Origin of the sequence: Phenylobacterium sp. (assembly GCF_035309685.1) — a bacterium.
Classification (GTDB): Bacteria; Pseudomonadota; Alphaproteobacteria; order Caulobacterales; family Caulobacteraceae; genus Phenylobacterium.
Window position 1 is genome coordinate 17,811 of sequence record NZ_DATGEX010000031.1, and the last position, 16,695, is coordinate 34,505.

Genomic DNA, 16,695 nt, shown 5'->3' on the forward strand with positions numbered 1-16,695 from the left:
CCATGCTGCTGCACATCGAAGGCGTGCTCACCCCCGACCAGGTGGCCCATTGCCGCGAGACGCTCAGCGCCCAGGCCTGGGTCGATGGGCGGGTGACGGCGGGCGAGCAGTCGGCGCTGGCCAAGCGCAACCTGCAGGTCCCGGAGGACGCCCCGGCGGCGCGCGAACTGGGTGAGATGATCCTGACGGCCCTCGGCCGCAATCCGCAGTTCGTCTCCGCCGCCCTGCCGCTTCGGGTCTTCCCGCCGCTGTTCAACCGCTACGACGAGGGCATGGCCTTCGACACCCACGTGGACAACGCGATCCGCTTTGCGGGACCCGTGCGGCTCCGCACCGACGTCTCGGCGACCCTGTTCCTGAGCGATCCCGGCGACTACGACGGCGGCGAACTGATCGTCGAGGACGCCTATGGCGAGCACGCGGTGAAGCTCGCGGCGGGCGACATGATCCTCTATCCGGCGAGCAGCCTGCACCGGGTGGCCCCGATCACCCGGGGCTCGCGCTGGGCGGCCTTCTTCTGGGCCCAGTCGATGGTCCGCGCCGACGCGCAGCGCAGCCTGCTCCACGACCTCGACAACGCCATCCAGGCGATGAGCCTTAAGGTCGGCCAGGGCGACCCCGCCGTGGTCAGCCTGACCGGGACCTACAACAACCTGTTGCGCATGTGGGCGGACGTCTGAACGGCGTCACTTTTTCGCGTAACACGGTTAAGCTTCCGGCAACCCAACGCATCTGACGGTGTTGGTCATCCGTAGAGTCCAGCAGGAGCTCGAACGATGACCGCCGCCGACTTTCACCTTCCCGCACGCCCGCTGTCGCTGCTGGAGTTCGTGCGGCCGTTCCTGCTGCTGGCGGTCCTGGCCTTCCTGGCCGGCTTCGGCGGCTACCTGATCCTGGGCCCGCCCAACGTGATGGGCCTGACGCCCGCGACGCAGACGACCGCGGCTGTTACGGCCCCGACGCCCGCTTCGGAAATCACCGCCTCGGCGCCGGCCGCCACCGGCGACTGGAACGCCCCGAAGCAGATCTAGCGCGGGCCTAGGCGCCTCTGGCCACGAACCAGCCGTTCTTGAAGCCGTCCTGCGCCTTGCCGTAGAGGAATGGCTCGCCCTCCGGCGTCGTGAACCGCCCACCGGCCGCCTCCAGCACCGCGTGCCCCGCGGCGGTGTCCCACTCCATCGTCGGCCCATGGCGCGGGTAAATGTCCGCCGTCCCCTCGGCGATCCGGCAAAGCTTGATCGAGCTGTCCATCGGCTGGCGGATGTCGAAGCCATATTCGGCGGCGAGCTTGTCGGCGGTCTCCGGCTTCATGGTGTGGCTGATGAGCGCGATGGCCGCGCCCTTCGGCCAGGGCCTGGCCCGCACCGGGTGGGCCGCGACGCCCGCCAGCCGCTTCAGCGTCTGGCCGCCGGACGTGTACCAGCTCTCGCCGGACGGCGGCGCGGTCACCGCGCCGGCCACCGGGCGGCCGTGCTCGATCAGGCCGATATTGACCGTGAAGTGAGGGTCGCCGCGCACGAAGGCCTTGGTGCCGTCCAGGGGGTCGACCAGGAAGAAGCGCGGGCCGATGGCGTCGGGAGTGCCGAACTCCGACGCGTCCTCCTCCGAGATCACCGGAATGTCGGGAAAGCGCTCGGCCAGGCGCTTGAGGATCAGCGCCTCGCCCTTCTGGTCGGCCTCGGTCACCGGGCTCTCGTCGGCCTTGTGGGTCACCGCCAGGCCCGAGCGCCAGAGCGGCAGGATGAGCGCCGCGGCCGCCTCGCAGATTTCGGCCAGCTCGGCCCCGATATCGTTCATGCCTGCCTCGTTCGACCCTCTTAATGCTTTGGAGGGCGGGCTGTCTTACGGACCCACAACGGTTTTCCAAAGACTCAAATCACGACAAGGTCCCGCGCCATGAGCGAAGCGCCCTCCATGACTCCCGACACAGCCGCCCCGATCCGTCCCGCCGAACTCGCCGCCTATCTGGCGGCGCGGATGTGCCACGACTTCATCAGCCCGGCGAGCGCCATCGTCTCGGGCCTGGACCTCTTGGAAGACCCGACCGCGCAGGACATGCGCGAGGACGCCATGGGCCTGATCGGGACCTCGGCGCGCAAACTGGCGGACCTCTTGGCCTTTACCCGGGTGGCCTTCGGCGCCTCGGCCTCCGCGGAGACCTTCGACACCCGCGAGCTGGAAAAGCTCGCCCGCGGGGTCTTTTCCCACATGCGCGCCGAACTCGACTGGCAGGTGGAGCTGGCGGGCGTCAACAAGCCGGCGGCCCGCACGCTCCTGAACCTCGCCCAGATCGCCGGCGCCGCGCTGCCCACCGGCGGCAGCGCCCGGGTGCGCGCGGTCGAGGAAGGCTCATCCATCGCCATCGCCATCGAGGCTGTCGGCCCGCGTGCGCGGCTGCGCCCCGAGGTGCTGGGCGGCCTGCTGGGCGAGGGCCCGGGCGAGGGCCTGCACGGCCACTGGGTCCAGGCCCGCTACGTCCACCTCTTCGTCACCGACGCCGGCGGCCGCGTGTTCGCCGATGTGGCCGAAGAGAAGGTCACGCTGGCGGCGACGATCCCGGCCTAACCTCCGAGAGGGGCGCGCCTCAGTCGTGGACGCCCGCCAGCATGACGCAGCTCGGCGGCTTTCCGGCGTGGACCATCACGGTCGCTCCGTGGCCGATGCCCGGCTCGAAATAGGTCGTGCGCCCGCCGGCCGTCACTGCGAGCCCGCCCGGCGCGTCGAACTGGCAGACCGGGAAGGTGACCTTGGTGAACAGGCTCTTCTCCGGCACCGGCGCGCAGGCGACGTCGCCGATCTGGAAGGCGAAGCCCACGCCCTTGTAGACAAAGGGCCGGGGCGGCTTGGCCCCGCGCGCCGCGGGCGATAGCGCCACCACTACCGGACAGGCCTTCCCCGCCGCGATCCATTCCTTGCGCAGGCCCCGGTTGGTCGACCAGGCGGCGTAGCCCTCGGACAGTGGGATGCTGGCGATCGCCAGCAATAGGGCGACGATGCCCAGGTCCTGCAGCTGGCGGAACAGTTTCGCGCGCGCCGGGTTGCCGCCGGTGTCGATGGTGAGAACCAGGCCCTCGGCCGGCGGCGTGCGCTGGGGTTTGCGGAAGATCATAAACTACAGATGTAAATTACATCTGCAGGCTTGGCTAGCCCTTAGTGCGCCTCGGCGGCGCTCGCCTTGCGGATCGCGCTGGCGATGCTGGCGCGCTGCTGCGTGCCGAATTCGCGGGGGTCCACCGAATAGAGCCCCGACAGCAGGGCGATATCCTGTGGCGTCGCGGCCTGCGGCGCGCCTTCGCGGTCGCAGCCGTCGGCCATCAGGTTGAGGATGGTCGGGATCGCGTTGCAGCGCGCCAGCCCCTGCCAACGCGCGAGCGCCAGCACCGCCACATAGTCGGCCACCGCGCCGATCTTCTCGTCCGCCACCTTGTTGGCGTCGGCCAGGATCAGGCTGTGCACGATCTCGGCGCTCATGCCGTTGGCGAGGCGGCTGCCGGCCCGTCCGGAAGGCGGCTCCTTGTTCTGAGCCGGGTCGAAGCGGTCGGGGTCCCAGACGTCGAGCTGGCTGCGGCCGTTGTCGCCCACCGTGCGGGTGACATAGCGGGCCTCGATCGGGCGGGTGACCTTCGACAGGCGCTGCAGCTGCGGCATGAACTGGTAGCCGATCAGGATGTCGCGGCGCTTGGCGATATCGCTGAGCTGCGCCTGAGGATGGGCGCTGAAGATCACATTGACGTTGGGCGTGCAGTCCGCGGCCTTGGCCACCGGCGCCCGGACCTCCGCGGCGAGCTCGACGATCCGCTTGGCGACGAAGGCGTCGAACTCCGCCGGCAGGCCCTGCACCTGCACGCAGATCTCGTCGTGGAAGCGCGGGAACTGCAGGGCGTGCGGCCCTTCCGGCAGATGCTCGCGCACATATTGGGTGGTCGGATCGACCAGGGGGTTGGCCTTCGGGGCCGGCGTCACCGTGACGCCGCTCAGGCTGGAGCCGGCCGTCTTCGCCGCCGGTGCGGGGTCGCCGCCCGTAGCGCGTGCGGAACTCGCGGCGAGCAGGGCTGCGGCGGCCACGCCCGTCAGGACGAAGGACAGGCTTTTCATCGGCTCATCTCTCCAAAGTGGCGGCCGCGTCGCTGGCCTTGCGCATGGCGCTGGCGATGGAGGCCCGTTGCGCGGCCCCATCCTCCCGCGGATCGACGGAATAGAGCCCGGTCAGCAGGGCCAGGTCGGCGGGCGTCGCGGCCTCGGGGCGGTTGTCGGCGTCGCAGCCGTCGGCCAATAGATTGAGCACTGTCGAGACCTGGGTGTTGCAGCGCTCCAGGCGCGTCCACCGCGCAAGCGCCAGGACGGCGATATAGTCGGCGACCCCGCCGATCTTGGCGTCGCTGACCTTGTTGGCGTCGGCGATGACCAGGCTATGCACCACCTCGGCGCTGACCCCGTGCGACAGGCGGCTGCCGGCGCGCCCGGCCGGCTTTTCGGCCCAGGAGACCAGTGCGTTCTCGACCTCCAGGAAGCTCTCCCCGTGATCGTCGCGCGTGCGGGTCAGGTACCAGGCCTGGATCGGCCGGTCGAAGGTGGTGACGCGCTTGACCTGCGAGTGGAAGCGGAAGCCCAGCAGGATGTCGCGGCGGCGGTAGATGTCGTCGATCTGCGCCTGGGGCGTCGGGCTGAAGACGATGTTGACATTGGGCGTGCAGTCGCCGGCCCTGGCCACCGGCGCGCGGACCTGATCGGCCACCGCGATCACCCGCGCCTTGATGAAGGCGCCGAACTCCGGCGGCAGGCCCAGCACCCGCACGCAGACCGCGTCGCGGAACCGCGGATACTGGTCGGTGAAGACGTTTTCCGGCAGGTGCTGGCGCACGAACTGGGTGGTCTTGTCGACCAGCGGATCGGGCTTCTCGCCGGTGACCGTCACCCCGCTGACCGTGCCGGACGGCGGCGCCTTCTCAGGCGGACCGCCGGTCGCCAGCGCCGGGGCGGCGAGCAGCACGGCCGCCGCGGCGAGGATGCCAGCGCCGGCGCGGCTCACCGCCGGTCCCCCTCGGCCGCATCCTTCTTGACCGCGGTCTCCATCCGGCCAGCGATGGTCATCCGCTGCTGCGAGCCGGATTCGCGCGGGTTCACCGTGTAGAGGCCTTCGAGCAGGCCCAGGTCGCCGGGTGTGGCGGCCTCGGCAATGGCGTCGGCCTCGCAGCCGTCCGCCATCAGGTTGAGGATCGTCGGAAGCGCATTGCAGTGCTCCAGCCCCTGCCAGCGGGCGAGCGCCAGGACCGCCACATAGTCCGCCACCGCGCCGATCTTGGCGTCGGCCACCTTGGTCGCGTCGGCCAGAATGAGCGCATGCACCAGCTCGGTGCTCATGTCGTTGCCGAGCCGGCTGCCCGCCTTGCCCATCACCGCCGGAGCCTTGATGTCACAGGGCGGCGCACCAGGCGCGCCGGAGCCGACGCAAGGCGGGGTTTCCAGCAGCTCCAGGATGTTGTTGCCCAGCGTGTCGCGGGCCCGGGTCAGGTACCAGGCCTGGATCGGCCGGGTGAAGGTCGTCACCTTCTTGGTCTCGGCCTTCAGGAAATAGCCGAACAGGACGTCGCGCCGCTTGGCGATGTCATCGAGCTGGGCTTGGGGCTTGGGTGAGAAGATCACGTTCACATTTGGCGTGCAGGCCGGCGACGGATCCACCGGCGCCTTCACTTCCTCGGCCAGCTCCACGACCCGCTTGGCGATGAAGGCGTCGAACTCGGGCGGCAGACCCAGCACCCGCACGCAGATCGGGTCGCGGAAGCGGGCGTATTGCTGGTTGCGGTTCTCCGCCAGATGGCCGCGCACGAACTGGCTCTCAGGGTTGACCAGCGGGTTGGGCTTCTCCGGCGCCGTGACGGTGACGCCGCTGACGTTGCCCACGGCCGGCGGAGCCTTGGTCGCCTGCGCCGGCTCGACGCCGGTCGCGAACGCCGGGCTTGCCGCCCACATGGCCGCCAGCACGGCCGCGCCCGCAATTCCCACCAGCCTCCGGCTCAGCCCGGCCATCCGCGCCACTCCGCGTCTTCGTGCAGTCGCCTTTGACTATAGCGGCGGTTCGCCCCGGCGCGACCGCAAAGATAACCCGTTCGCCGAGGCGCGCCGCGGTTCCCCTCACCGGTCCTTAACCATCCCGGGGCGAGAACCTAGGCATGGTTAAGAGCGACTCCGCCACGGGCGTGAAGCTGTGCCTGGTCGTCGATGATAGCCGGGTGGTGCGCAAGGTCGCGCGCCGCATCCTGGAGGACCTGGGCTTCGAGGTGGCGGAGGCCGGCGACGGCGCCGAGGCGCTCGCCTGGGTGCGCACGGCCATGCCCGACGTCGTCCTGCTCGACTGGAACATGCCGGTGATGAACGGGATCGAGTTCCTGCGCCGCCTGCGCCAGGAACCCGGCGGCGAGGCGCCCAAGGTGATCTTCTGCTCGGTGGAGAACGACCTCGACCGCATCCGCCAGGCGCTGGACGAAGGCGCCTGCGAATACATCATGAAGCCCTTCGACGGGGATATCGTGGCCTCCAAACTGATGCTGGCGGGCGCGCTGTGACCCCGCAGGACCGCGAGCTCATCGCCCGCCTTTGCGCCGAGCGCGCGGGGCTGAAGGTCGACCCGGAGAAGGCCTATCTGCTGGAGAACCGGCTGGCCCCGGTGGCGCGGCGCGAGGGCTTTTCGTCGGTGCACGATCTGGTCGTGGCGATCCGCGACCGCGACGACGACCGGCTGGCCTGGGCGGCGGTGGAGGCCATGTCACCCGCCGAGACCGCCTTCTTCCGCGATCCGGAGACCTTCGACCAGATTGTCAGCGAGATCCTGCCGGACCTGGCCATGCGGCGGCAGGGCGACACCCTTCGCCTGTGGGCGGCGTCCTGCGGCACGGGCCAGGAAGTCTATTCGCTGGCCATGGCGCTGGAGGAACAGGCGCCGGCCGGGGTGACGATCGAGGTCTTCGCCTCGGACCTTTGCGAACGGCGCCTGGAGAAGGCCCAGGTGGGCGTCTACAGCCAGTTCGAGGTGCAGCGCGGACTTTCCGCCCGCCGCCTGGTGCGGCATTTCGAGGGGCTGGACGAAGGCTTCGCGCTCTCGCCGCGGGTGCGCCAGATGGTGCGCTGGCGGCGCGTCAACCTGATGGAGGACCTGAGCCGGCTTGGCCAGTTCGACGTCGTGCTCTGCCGCAACCTGATGGGCTACCTCCTGGAAGACGCCCGCGCCCGGGTGCTCGGCAACCTCGAACGGACCCTCAAGCCCGGCGGCTGGCTGGTGCTCGGCGCCGGCGAGACCGCGCCCTGCTTAAGCCCCATCGCCGACCGCCCCGGCTTCCACGGCCGCCCCGCCACGGCCCGGGCGGCGTAGCGAAGGCGCATAAGAAAACCCCGCCGCTCGCGCGACGGGGCTCTCCGACTTCAAGTCTGGAATAGCTAGTGCTTGGCGTCGTCGGCGGTGTTGGTCACGGCGTGACCGGCGTCCGAGACGTCCTTGCCGGCGCCGGCAACAGTGTTGCAGGCGGAGACGGCCAGACTGGCGGCGAGGACGGCGAGCAGAACGATCTTACGCATGGGGTTTCTCCGGGGGTGTAAACTTGCCCCGCTAAGAACCCCTATGCTGCCGCTTGGTTCCCCGCGCTCGTCTCATCGGGTTGCGGGAGGCTGGCGGCCGGGGTCGGGAAAATCAGCCGCGCGGTCACTCCGCCCTGGGCGTTGCGCACCAGATCGGCGCGGCCGCGAAGCTGGCGCGCGAAGGCGGTCATCAGGACGCGCCCGACGCCGGACGAGGTCAGGGCGTTCTCGCCGCACTGGCCGTCGTCGGAGATTTCCAGCTGCGCCTCGTCGCCGTTCACCTTGAACGACAGGGTCAGCATGCCGCCGCGGGCCGCAAAGGCGTGCTTCTGGGCGTTGGTGATCGCCTCGACCGCGAACAGCGCCAAGGGCGCCAGGCGGTCCGGGTCGATTACCAGGGGCTCGACCGAGAGCTCTGTGCGCACCGGCGGCCCCGAACTGATCTCGCCGGTCACCAGCTGGGCGGTGAGTTCCTCCAGGAACGGCCGCAGGTCCACGCGGTTGAGGTCCGGTCCCTGATAGGAGGCCCGGTAGATCAGCGCCAGCGCGGTGATCCGCTGCCGCGTGTCGCTCAGCGCCGCGCGCGCCGCCGGGTCGGTGAGCGCCCGTTGCTGCATGTTCAGCAGCGAGGAGATGACCTGCAGGTTGTTCTTCACCCGGTGATGGATCTCGCGCATCAGCGCATCCTTCTGGGCGAGGCTGTCGCGCAGGCTCGCGTCGCGCCCGACGATGGCGTCGGCCATCTGCTCCAGCGTCTCGGCCAGTTCGCGAATCTCCGGCGGCGCCTGCTCGGCCTGGATCGGCCGCACCGAGAACCGGCCGCGGGCGTAGAGCGAGGCGATCCGCTGCAGATAGGCGATCCAGCGCAGCATCACCCGGTCGGTGACCCAGAGCACCGCGCCCAACGCCAGGACGAAGCTTATCAGCGGGAAGGCGATGCCGGAGAGCGGGTTCAGCCACGCCCAGGACAGGATTCCCGGGGACTGGGCGGAGAGCACCACATAGACCTCGTCGCCGGCCACCGGCGCGGCCGAATAGACGCGGCGCTGGCCCCGCGCATCGGCGCCGTACCAGATCATCGCCCCATTGGTGCGGACCTGATCGCGCCAGCCGGCCGGCAGCGCCGGGAAGGCCTTGCCATCGGTCTCGCTGATATAGTGGCCGCCGGCGTCGACCAGCGCCACGTCGGCGTGCGCCGGGAGCGTCGGGTCGCTCGCCGAGGGCTGCAGGCTGGCCAGGGTGATCACCGCGGCGAAGGCGCCGTCGAAGGTCTTGGGCGCATCGGCGCCCGGGCCGGCGGACTCTGCGCGGACCGCCGCCAGCACTGACGGCTGACTCGCCAAGGTCGCGCCTGGGTCGCGGGTGATCACCAGCTGGTCGCCGCTTTGCAGCCGCTGAAACCAGGGCTTCAGCACCCGCTGCGGATCGTAGGGCACGTCGCCGGCGGCGCAGGCCACCCGGCCGCGCCGGTCGAACCGCACCAGGTTGGCGTAGCCGGGGATGCGGCGGGCGACCTCGGCCAGGCGGTCGGCGCACTGGTAGCCGATGGCGCCGGGCGCCAGCGTCTGCAACAGGATGCCGGCGCCTTCCATGCGGCTGCGTGCGGTCGCCGCGCTGCGCTCGGCGGCGAAGCCCAGGTTCTGGCGCAGGGCCACGCGCTCGCGGTTGAAGGCGATGGCCGATTGCACGACGCCCAGGATCAGGACCGGCAGCAAGGCGGCGACCAAGGCTGCGGTCAGCCGCACCCGGATCGTGCTGAGCGCGCCCCAGTTCGGGCCGGTCATAGGAGTGGGCCGGTCATGGAGCGCCGAATTCCATCCTTTAGCGGACGGTGCTTAGCCGCTCCGCATCCGCCAGGATAGACCGCATGGCGTCTCCCGCCGACCTGCCGTCGCGGTCGTAGGACCCGTCCTCCAGGATCGCGTGCAGCGCGCGCCGCGCCCGGCTGACCCGGCTCTTCACCGTGCCCACCGCGCAGTCGCAGATCTCGGCCGCCTCCTCGTAGGCGAAGCCGCCGGCGCCGACCAGGATCAGCGCTTCGCGCTGTTCGGCCGGCAGCATGGCCAGGCCCTGGCGCAGCTCGTCCAGCGCCACCGGCGCCTCCGGATCGTCCACCGCCACCAGGGTCCGCTCGGCGGCCTCCTGGTCCAGCTGGCTCTGGCGCCAGGAGCGCCGCTTCTCCGAATAGAACTGGTTGCGCAGGATCATGAAGGTCCAGGCCTTCATGTTGGTGCCCATCTGGAAACTGGCGCGCGCATCCCAGGCCTTCATCATGGCGTCTTGCGCCAGGTCGTCGGCCGCGGCCGGATCGCCGCAAAGGGTGCGGGCGAAGGCGCGCAGGTGGGGGATGAGTTGCACAAGCTCGCGCTTGAACCCCTCATCGTCCGAGCCGGAGCGAGAGGGACGGGCCGTGCTTTCGCCGTCCATTATCCCTGCTCCGCGGACTTGCTGTCGGCGCGGCGCAGGATGTCCAGGAACTCGTCGGGGACATCCTCGTTGACCACTTCGTCGAACATCTGGCGCAGGCGCACGCCGATCGCCTGCTGGCGCAGGCGCGCCTCGTCCAGGGCGGCGGAAGGTTTGCGCGGATCCGGTTCGGGCATGTTTTCGATCATATTGTCGGCGTTGCGCTTTCGCGTCGGCCGCCCCCTCTTAGCATCCTCGTCGTGCATCAACGCCCGGCTCCGCTTCGGGTTCCATCCCGCCGCGTGCAAGATGCTGAAAACCCCTCGATTTGGGAACAAGTTCCAACAAGCCGCGTTTTTGTTCCATGATGGGGTCACGGTCGGGGGAAATCCCTCCGAATGCCTGGCCTGGGTTGAGGTCGGTGCGTCCAAAGCTTGGGATGCGCCAATATCTAGGGAGGGGTCACCCCTTGAGTCTTTTAGCTCGTCTTGCTCCGCATTTGCCCTATGTCCGCCGCTATGCGCGCGCGCTGACCGGGGATCAGACGACCGGCGACCACTACGTCCGCGTGGCGCTTGAAGCGCTGGCGGCGGGCGAACGCACCCTGGAGGCGAACCTCACGCCGCGGGTGGCGCTCTATCACGTGTTCCACGCGATCTGGTGCTCCTCCGGCGCCCAGCTGGAGAACCCGCAGGACGACTATTCCAGCGCCGACGATACGACGCGCCGGCTGATGCGCATCGCGCCGCGGTCGCGCCAGGCTTTCCTGCTCACCGCCCTCGAAGGCTTCACGCCCTCGGAAGCCGCTCAGATCCTCGACGCCGACTTCGGCGAGGTCGAGCAGCTGATCGCCGAGGCGCAGCAAGAGATCGACGCGGAACTGGCCACCGACGTCCTGATCATCGAGGACGAGCCGGTGATCGCCGCCGACATCGAGGCCCTGGTCAAGGAACTGGGCCACACCGTGGTCGACATCGCCGCCACCCGCACCGAGGCGGTCGATGCGGTCGCCCGCAAGACGCCCGGCCTGGTGCTGGCCGACATCCAGCTGGCCGACGGCTCCTCGGGCATCGACGCGGTGAAGGACATCCTGGCGCGCTACAACGTGCCGGTGATCTTCATCACCGCCTTCCCGGAACGCCTGCTGACCGGCGAGCGCCCGGAACCCACCTTCCTGATCACCAAGCCCTTCCAGCCGGAGACGGTGAAGGCCGCCATCGGCCAAGCGCTGTTCTTCCATCCGCGCAAGGCGTCGAAACAGGCCGCCTAGCGGGGAACAGCCGATCTAGCTTCCCGTTGGAGAAGGGCGCCGCATCTGGGGCGCCCTTTTTCATGTGGAGAGAAAAGCCATGCTCGGTTGGGCTCTGGTGTTTGCGGTCCTGGCGATCCTCGCGGGCTTCCTGGGCTTCGTCAGCCTGGCGGGCCTGGCGGCGACCATCGCCAAGATCTGTTTCGTGGTCTTCCTGGTGCTGCTGGTGGTGGGCTTCGTCGTCCGCGCCTTCCGGGGCCAGTCGGTGGTCTGAACGAGGCTTCCGCCCACGGAGAAGGCCGCCGGCGATCCGGCGGCCTTTTGCGTTCCGGCGCCTTGACTCTGCGCTCAGATCGCCTGCCAGCCCCAGGCGATCGCCAGCGCGACCGCCGCCAGCAGCGTACTGATCACCAGGACCCAGAACACCGGCCGGCCCAGGCGGCCCTGGCGGGCAGGGGTCGCAGCGACGACCGGGTGATGGTCGGCGGCGTCTTGCGGTTTCGCGGGGCTGGCCACGGGCGGGCTCCTTTTACTCAGACGGGAAATAGCTGAACGGACCGGTGGCGATCCGCGGGCTCGACGCCGGCTGGGTGAGCGCGCCGATCAGCGCGCTGGCCAGCGCCAGCGCCACGACGCCGGCTGCGACGGCGAAGCGTCTTCGGCCGGCCTGTTGTCGAGAGTTCGGGGTCTTGGTCAGCAACGGACCTCGGCCGACCGCGTAGTCCGAGCGCATGGCGGAACGCTCCCTTCTGAGCGACCAAGCGACGGGGTCGCCGGCCGATCTGAACAACGTTTCCAGGTCCCGCCCGTTCCAGGCGTCATCTCCAATCCGGGCCAAGCTGGCGCCAAATCTAAATGGAAACAGCATCTTACCGAGCCCGCTCCGACCCTCCTCGGCGGCCGCGAAAAAAGTTCGAAAAAAGTTGGCGCCAGCGCGGAACGCTTTTCCCGGAATTGGGTTCTTCAATCTGCGGAGGCGGCGACGCCCCCCCCGACTTGAGACTGGCGAATGCCAGTCTGCCGTCTCCGCACCCCTTTTCTCGATGATGCACAAACTCGGGCGGACCTTCGGGTCCGCCCGATCTCTTGGCGCGTGCAGATGGCGGACCTTCGGGTCCGCCCGATCTCTTGGCGCGTGCAGGGGGCGAACCTTCGGATCCGCCCGATCTCTTGCGTATCGATCCTGGGCTTAGCTCGGCGCCGACAGGTGCACCACGATGTCCGCGCGGCGGCGCAGCGGCCTGGAGCGCCCGTCGGCGGTGGTCGAACCGGTCTCGCCGACGGCGGAGACCTTGAACTCCCCGGCCGGCAGGCCGACCGAGGCCAGGGCGGCGGTCACCGCCTGGGCGCGCTTCTTGGAAAGGTCGAGATTGCTGTCGGGGGTGCCGCCCACATTGTCCGCCAGGCCCAGCACCTCGACGCTGGTGACCTTGCAGGGCTTGCTCTGAGCCGCGGCGGCGGCCAGCACCGCGCGGCCTTCCTTGGTCACCTCGGCGGAGAACTGCTCGAAATAGATCTGCACCGTCTGGTCGGAGCAACGGGGCGCCGCCTTGACGACGCGGTCGCGGCCGCCGGTCATCGTCGAGCAACCGGCCAGCCCCACCGCCAGACCGAGAGCTGCGAAGCCGAGTGTTTTGCGGCGAATGGTCATGGTCTTAGGCCCCTTCAACCCATGACAAAGGCGGCCGGACCATTCCGACCGCCCTCGCCAGCTCTTCGTTCAGGCGGCCTTAGCGAGGGCTGCCGTCTTCCCAGAAATACCGGCCGGTGGCGGAGTCGAAGTAGTAATACCGCCCGGCCTGTTCGTCATAGTACTGCTTGTGGTTGGCGTGGACGGCGCCGCAGCCGCCCTGATCGGCGCAGCCCTTGGCCGCGCCCAGCAGGCCACCGGCCGCGGCCCCGATCAGGGCGCCGCTGGCGGGATTGTGCGCACCGACGTTGTTGCCGATCACCGCCCCGGCCACAGCGCCGAGCGCCGCGCCGCCGAGGGCGGTGTTGGTGGTGTGCGGATCGTCAGCGCAGGCGCAGCACAGCGCGCCGGCGCCAGCGAGGGCGATCAGTGGTTTGAGCAACATCAAAAGCTCTCCTTGCTTGTCCCCTGCGGCCCCAAACGCCGCGCCGCCGGGGGCAGTTCCTGCGGGACGGCCGGGAGCGCGGCGGGTGTGGCCTCACGGAACCGCGGTCGCCGCCCGCCGTTCAGTCCCCGCAACGAACCCATGGAGCACTTCCGATGGTCGGCGGACGCCTCAATCCCGATGATCCCACCTCAGCCCTGAATCGAGCCGAAGCGCTCGATCTCAAGGAGGTGCAGGCCGACGTCCGCGAGGCCTATGAGCGCGGCCGCCGCGACGAGCGCGCCAGCCGCCGGCGTCATCCGATCTTCATGACGCTCACCTTCGTCGCCGCGATCTGCGGGGTGGCGCTCCTGGCGCTGGCCGCGGCCAACGGTTCGTTCAGCGCGGGCGGCAGCATCGCCGACCAGAACCTCACCGCCGCGGTCAACAAGGCCGAGCCGGAGGTGCGCGGGGCCGCCAGCCAGGCCGGTCAGAGCTTGCGCGACGCCGGCCAGGCTGCGAAGGCCAAGGCCACCGGCTCCTCTAGCTAGGACCTAAGGTTTGGGGGCGAAGCTCAAGACCGTCGAGGTTGTGGCCAATGTGGCGTCCGGCAGCGTCGGGAAAACCGCGCCCGCCGAGATCGAGGCCATGCTCACCGCGGCGGGCCTGACGCACCAGGTCTGGTCGCCGGAGCCGCACGATATCCTCTCCTGTCTGAGCGCGGCGATCGCCCGCGCTCCGGATCTGCTCATCGTGCTGGCCGGCGACGGCACGGCGCGCGCGGCGGCTGAGCTGGCCGGTCCCGGCGGCCCGCTGATCGCGCCCCTGCCCGGCGGGACCATGAACATGCTGCCGCACGCGGTCTATGGCGTGCGCCCGTGGCCGGCGGCGCTGAAGCTCGCCCTCGAGCACGGCTTCGAGCAGCCGATCGGCGGCGGCACGGTCGAAGGGCACAGCTTCCTGGTGGCCGGCATCTTCGGTTCGCCCGCGCTCTGGGCGCCGGCGCGGGAGGCCGCGCGGTTCGGCCAGGCGCGCCTCGCGTGGCTGCGGGCGCGGCGGGCCATGCGCCGCACCTTCCACGGCCGCCTGCGCTATATCCTCGACGAAGGGTCACGCGAAAAGGCCGAGGCGCTGATCTTCATCTGTCCCCTGACCTCCAAGGCGATGCAGAACGATGAGATGGCGCTGGAGGCCGCCGCCCTCGACGTGCACGGGGCCGGCGACCTGGTGCGGCTGGGCCTGCACGCGGTGACCGGCGACTGGCGCGACACGCCGGGCGTCGAGGTCTCGCGCTGCCAGGTCGCCCACGTCTGGGCCTCGCACGGCATCCCGGCGATCCTCGACGGCGAGACGGTGCAGCTGAAGACCATCGCCGAGGTCCGCTACAAGCCCAAGCTCGCCCGCATCCTGGCGATCCCGAAGGAGCTCATGGCCAAGGACGCCAAGGCGTGAGCGTCCGCCTGGCCCACCTCTCCGACATCCATTTCGGCGGCGAAAACGCCGACGCGGTCGCGGGCGCCCTCAGCTTCGTCAATGATGGCCGCTTCGACCTGGTGGTGGTCAGCGGCGACCTGACCCGCTTTGGCGAGGTCGACGAGTTCAAGAGCGCGGCGGCCTGGCTGGCCAAGATCCGCGCGCCCAAGCTGGTGACGCCGGGCAATCACGACGCGCCCTACCTGGCCTGGGGCGAGCGCATCTTCACGCCCTTCCGCCGCTACGAGGAGATGATCGGCCCGGCGCCGGCCCAGACCCACCTGGGCGGCGGCTTCGCGGTGAGGGGCCTGAACACAGCGCGCGGCGTGCAACCGCGCGCCAACTGGTCGAAGGGCCAGATCTCCAAGCGCCAGGTGGCCGCCGCGGTGAGCTGGTTCGAGCACTCCCACGCAGAGTGCGTGCGCATCGTCGCCTGCCACCACCCGCTGACCGAGATGATCGGCGGGCCGATGACCGGCCGCGTCTGGGGCGGACCGGCGGCGGCGCGGGACTTCGCGCAGGCCGGCGTCGACCTCGTCCTTTCCGGCCATATCCATGCGCCGTTCACCTGGCCCTACCCGTTCGGCGACGGGAAAACCTATGCTGTCGGCGCGGGCACGCTATCGGTCCGCGAGCGCGGCGGCGTGCCGCCAAGTTTCAATGTGGTGGACATAGAAGGGGCGGCGATCCGCATCGCCGCCCTGGGGTGGAAGGGCTCGCACTATGAGCCCTACCGAACTTGGTCCGTGGACCGTCGCTTGCGCGGCTAGGGTCCGTGGACCGTCGCCCTAGAGCGACGTGCCTCGTCCGCCGCGCACGAAGTTCATGATCAGCGAGACCACGAACAGCACCAGGAAGACGTAGAAGGCGATCTTGGCGATACCGATCGCGGCGCCCGCGATGGTGGTGAAGCCGAGAACGCCGGCGATCAGGGCGACCACCAGGAAAGTCAAAGCCCAGCCGAGCATTGGGGTTTCTCCATCCGCGCCGTGATTGGCGCCATTGGCAAACCAACGCTCGGACTTTCGCCGTGTTCCGAACCCTACTTCCTGGGCGGTGGCGGCGGGGCGAACAGGCCCGCGATGATGGCGGTCAGGATCTTCGGGTTCTTCAGCGCCAGGGTGACGGCGGCGGCGGCGGCGACCGTGGCGGCGCCGGCGGCGATTACCGGCCGTTCGCGGGCGAGGTCGATCAGTTTGGCGGTGAGGCTCGGCGGCTCACCCTTGGCGGGCTTCGGCGGCTTGGCCTTGGCGGTGACGATGAGCGCGATGACAAGCGCGATCAGGGCCACGATCCCGGCCGTCGCCGCCGCCGCCCAGGCGGGACCGATCACGTCGCGCAGCCCCGCGTAGATCGCGAAGGCCAGGGCGACCATGCAAATCGCCGCCGCCGCCGCGATGGCGGCGAGCGCGGCGATCATGCCGACGAACTTCGAAAAAATGACAGCCCCCGAGGTGCTTTAGGGGCTAGCGGCGCGACGAGGAGGCCGCGGCAAGCAACAGGCCGATCAGCACGCCCACGCCGAGCGCGGCGCCGGTGGCGGCCAGCGGCCGTTCCTTGACCCGCTCGGTAACGTATTGCTGCGCCTGGTCGAGCTGTTCGCCGGCGGTATCGGTGTAGGCGCGGGTCTGGGCGCGAATCTGTTCGATCCCTTCGCTCACCGCGCGCTCAAGACGCTTGGCGGCTTCGGCGAAGGAACGCTGGGCGTCGGCGGAGGCCTTGGTGGCGGCTTCAGCGGCCGAATTGACCGCTGCCTTGGTCTCGTCGGCGGCGTAGTCAACGCTGTTCGCGGGCATGGGAAGTCTCCGAAAGGTGGGGCCCAGACGCGCAGCCGGGGCGCACGATGGGGATGTCCAAGGCTAACGCCGCCTACCCTAGCCGGTTCCAGCGACCGCCGCAAAGCTGCGCCGCGACGGTTCCGCCAAGCTTCCGCACGGTTGTGGT

Annotated in this window: 26 protein-coding genes; 10 read left to right on the forward strand and 16 right to left on the reverse strand. The window is 69.7% G+C overall.

The features are described from left to right. Window positions 1-2 precede the first annotated feature (2 nt). Together VKQ35_RS09525 and VKQ35_RS09530 are read left to right on the forward strand one after the other, a co-directional pair. Window positions 3-680 (forward strand): Fe2+-dependent dioxygenase, encoded by a 678-nt coding sequence (locus tag VKQ35_RS09525; RefSeq protein ID WP_324360909.1) that lies wholly within the window; start codon window positions 3-5, stop codon window positions 678-680. Window positions 681-776: 96 nt separating this feature from the next. Next, window positions 777-1,031 (forward strand): hypothetical protein, encoded by a 255-nt coding sequence (locus VKQ35_RS09530; RefSeq protein ID WP_324360911.1) that lies wholly within the window; start codon window positions 777-779, stop codon window positions 1,029-1,031. Between the two features lie 7 nt (window positions 1,032-1,038). Here the strand turns inward: VKQ35_RS09530 and cysQ are convergent, their stop codons facing one another. Further along, window positions 1,039-1,797 carry a 3'(2'),5'-bisphosphate nucleotidase CysQ gene (cysQ, locus tag VKQ35_RS09535; RefSeq protein WP_324360912.1) on the reverse strand — a complete coding sequence of 253 codons (759 nt, stop codon included), beginning with the start codon at window positions 1,795-1,797 and terminating at the stop codon, window positions 1,039-1,041. 117 nt (window positions 1,798-1,914) lie between these two features. On the opposite strand from cysQ, the gene chpT reads away from it, so the two are divergent. Then, window positions 1,915-2,565 carry a histidine phosphotransferase ChpT gene (gene chpT / locus VKQ35_RS09540; RefSeq protein WP_324360914.1) on the forward strand — a complete coding sequence of 217 codons (651 nt, stop codon included), beginning with the start codon at window positions 1,915-1,917 and terminating at the stop codon, window positions 2,563-2,565. A 19-nt stretch (window positions 2,566-2,584) separates the two neighbouring features. Here chpT and VKQ35_RS09545 read toward each other — a convergent pair whose 3' ends face one another. Genes VKQ35_RS09545 through VKQ35_RS09560 form a run of 4 tightly spaced genes read right to left on the reverse strand, consistent with a single transcriptional unit; the run spans window position 2,585 to window position 6,027 of the window. After that, window positions 2,585-3,109 (reverse strand): hypothetical protein, encoded by a 525-nt coding sequence (locus tag VKQ35_RS09545; RefSeq protein ID WP_324360916.1) that lies wholly within the window; start codon window positions 3,107-3,109, stop codon window positions 2,585-2,587. A gap of 41 nt (window positions 3,110-3,150) precedes the next feature. Continuing rightward, window positions 3,151-4,095 (reverse strand): hypothetical protein, encoded by a 945-nt coding sequence (locus VKQ35_RS09550; RefSeq protein WP_324360918.1) that lies wholly within the window; start codon window positions 4,093-4,095, stop codon window positions 3,151-3,153. A gap of 4 nt (window positions 4,096-4,099) precedes the next feature. Next, entirely contained in the window at window positions 4,100-5,029 is a 930-nt protein-coding gene (locus VKQ35_RS09555) for a hypothetical protein (RefSeq protein WP_324360920.1), read from the reverse strand. Beyond that, window positions 5,026-6,027 carry a hypothetical protein gene (locus VKQ35_RS09560; protein ID WP_324360922.1) on the reverse strand — a complete coding sequence of 334 codons (1,002 nt, stop codon included), beginning with the start codon at window positions 6,025-6,027 and terminating at the stop codon, window positions 5,026-5,028. The genes VKQ35_RS09555 and VKQ35_RS09560 overlap by 4 nt, the downstream gene beginning before the upstream one ends. A 143-nt stretch (window positions 6,028-6,170) precedes the next feature. Between VKQ35_RS09560 and VKQ35_RS09565 the strand changes: the two genes are divergently transcribed. Both VKQ35_RS09565 and VKQ35_RS09570 read left to right on the forward strand, forming a co-directional pair. Then, window positions 6,171-6,563: a response regulator gene (locus VKQ35_RS09565; RefSeq protein WP_324360923.1), complete on the forward strand. Its 393-nt coding sequence runs from the start codon at window positions 6,171-6,173 to the stop codon at window positions 6,561-6,563. Continuing rightward, complete coding sequence (locus VKQ35_RS09570; RefSeq protein ID WP_324360925.1) at window positions 6,560-7,366, forward strand: protein-glutamate O-methyltransferase CheR; 807 nt, start codon at window positions 6,560-6,562, stop codon at window positions 7,364-7,366. The genes VKQ35_RS09565 and VKQ35_RS09570 overlap by 4 nt, the downstream gene beginning before the upstream one ends. A gap of 65 nt (window positions 7,367-7,431) precedes the next feature. On the opposite strand, the gene VKQ35_RS09575 is transcribed toward VKQ35_RS09570, so the two are convergent. From VKQ35_RS09575 to VKQ35_RS09590, 4 genes are read right to left on the reverse strand one after another with little or no spacing between them, the layout of a single operon-like run. Further along, window positions 7,432-7,569, reverse strand: a complete 138-nt coding sequence (locus VKQ35_RS09575; protein WP_324360927.1) for an entericidin A/B family lipoprotein — start codon at window positions 7,567-7,569, stop codon at window positions 7,432-7,434. 41 nt (window positions 7,570-7,610) lie between these two features. Continuing rightward, entirely contained in the window at window positions 7,611-9,353 is a 1,743-nt protein-coding gene (locus VKQ35_RS09580; RefSeq protein WP_324360929.1) for a sensor histidine kinase, read from the reverse strand. Window positions 9,354-9,390: 37 nt separating this feature from the next. Further along, window positions 9,391-9,996 (reverse strand): sigma-70 family RNA polymerase sigma factor, encoded by a 606-nt coding sequence (locus VKQ35_RS09585; RefSeq protein ID WP_324360930.1) that lies wholly within the window; start codon window positions 9,994-9,996, stop codon window positions 9,391-9,393. After that, entirely contained in the window at window positions 9,996-10,184 is a 189-nt protein-coding gene (locus tag VKQ35_RS09590) for a NepR family anti-sigma factor (RefSeq protein ID WP_324361367.1), read from the reverse strand. The genes VKQ35_RS09585 and VKQ35_RS09590 overlap by 1 nt, the downstream gene beginning before the upstream one ends. 260 nt (window positions 10,185-10,444) lie before the next feature. On the opposite strand from VKQ35_RS09590, the gene VKQ35_RS09595 reads away from it, so the two are divergent. Together VKQ35_RS09595 and VKQ35_RS09600 are read left to right on the forward strand one after the other, a co-directional pair. After that, the gene (locus VKQ35_RS09595; RefSeq protein WP_324360931.1) at window positions 10,445-11,245 is read left to right on the forward strand and encodes a response regulator; all 801 of its coding nucleotides are present in this window, start codon (window positions 10,445-10,447) and stop codon (window positions 11,243-11,245) included. Between the two features lie 79 nt (window positions 11,246-11,324). Then, window positions 11,325-11,498: a DUF1328 domain-containing protein gene (locus VKQ35_RS09600; protein WP_324360932.1), complete on the forward strand. Its 174-nt coding sequence runs from the start codon at window positions 11,325-11,327 to the stop codon at window positions 11,496-11,498. 74 nt (window positions 11,499-11,572) lie between these two features. Here VKQ35_RS09600 and VKQ35_RS09605 read toward each other — a convergent pair whose 3' ends face one another. The 4 genes from VKQ35_RS09605 to VKQ35_RS09620 form a co-directional block, all read right to left on the reverse strand. Beyond that, window positions 11,573-11,740 carry a hypothetical protein gene (locus tag VKQ35_RS09605; RefSeq protein ID WP_324360933.1) on the reverse strand — a complete coding sequence of 56 codons (168 nt, stop codon included), beginning with the start codon at window positions 11,738-11,740 and terminating at the stop codon, window positions 11,573-11,575. 13 nt (window positions 11,741-11,753) lie between these two features. After that, complete coding sequence (locus tag VKQ35_RS09610; protein WP_324360934.1) at window positions 11,754-11,957, reverse strand: hypothetical protein; 204 nt, start codon at window positions 11,955-11,957, stop codon at window positions 11,754-11,756. Window positions 11,958-12,413: 456 nt separating this feature from the next. Then, entirely contained in the window at window positions 12,414-12,875 is a 462-nt protein-coding gene (locus tag VKQ35_RS09615) for an OmpA family protein (protein ID WP_324360935.1), read from the reverse strand. A gap of 79 nt (window positions 12,876-12,954) precedes the next feature. Beyond that, the gene (locus tag VKQ35_RS09620) at window positions 12,955-13,296 is read right to left on the reverse strand and encodes a YMGG-like glycine zipper-containing protein (RefSeq protein ID WP_324361369.1); all 342 of its coding nucleotides are present in this window, start codon (window positions 13,294-13,296) and stop codon (window positions 12,955-12,957) included. Window positions 13,297-13,454: 158 nt separating this feature from the next. Here VKQ35_RS09620 and VKQ35_RS09625 point away from each other — a divergent pair, with 158 nt between their 5' ends. The 3 genes from VKQ35_RS09625 to VKQ35_RS09635 are packed head-to-tail and all read left to right on the forward strand — an operon-like array spanning window position 13,455 to window position 15,521. Beyond that, window positions 13,455-13,829: a hypothetical protein gene (locus VKQ35_RS09625; protein WP_324360936.1), complete on the forward strand. Its 375-nt coding sequence runs from the start codon at window positions 13,455-13,457 to the stop codon at window positions 13,827-13,829. A gap of 10 nt (window positions 13,830-13,839) precedes the next feature. Next, window positions 13,840-14,730, forward strand: a complete 891-nt coding sequence (locus VKQ35_RS09630; RefSeq protein WP_324360938.1) for a diacylglycerol/lipid kinase family protein — start codon at window positions 13,840-13,842, stop codon at window positions 14,728-14,730. Then, window positions 14,727-15,521 carry a metallophosphoesterase gene (locus tag VKQ35_RS09635; RefSeq protein ID WP_324360940.1) on the forward strand — a complete coding sequence of 265 codons (795 nt, stop codon included), beginning with the start codon at window positions 14,727-14,729 and terminating at the stop codon, window positions 15,519-15,521. The genes VKQ35_RS09630 and VKQ35_RS09635 overlap by 4 nt, the downstream gene beginning before the upstream one ends. 18 nt (window positions 15,522-15,539) lie before the next feature. On the opposite strand, the gene VKQ35_RS09640 is transcribed toward VKQ35_RS09635, so the two are convergent. The 3 genes from VKQ35_RS09640 to VKQ35_RS09650 form a co-directional block, all read right to left on the reverse strand. Further along, on the reverse strand, window positions 15,540-15,719 hold the full coding sequence (locus VKQ35_RS09640; protein ID WP_324360942.1) for a DUF1328 domain-containing protein: 180 nt from the start codon (window positions 15,717-15,719) through the stop codon (window positions 15,540-15,542). Between the two features lie 74 nt (window positions 15,720-15,793). After that, complete coding sequence (locus tag VKQ35_RS09645) at window positions 15,794-16,171, reverse strand: hypothetical protein (protein WP_324360944.1); 378 nt, start codon at window positions 16,169-16,171, stop codon at window positions 15,794-15,796. A gap of 46 nt (window positions 16,172-16,217) precedes the next feature. Next, a complete protein-coding gene (locus VKQ35_RS09650; RefSeq protein WP_324360946.1) occupies window positions 16,218-16,547 on the reverse strand; it encodes a DUF883 C-terminal domain-containing protein in 330 nt (109 codons plus the stop codon). Between the last annotated feature and the right edge of the window lie 148 nt (window positions 16,548-16,695).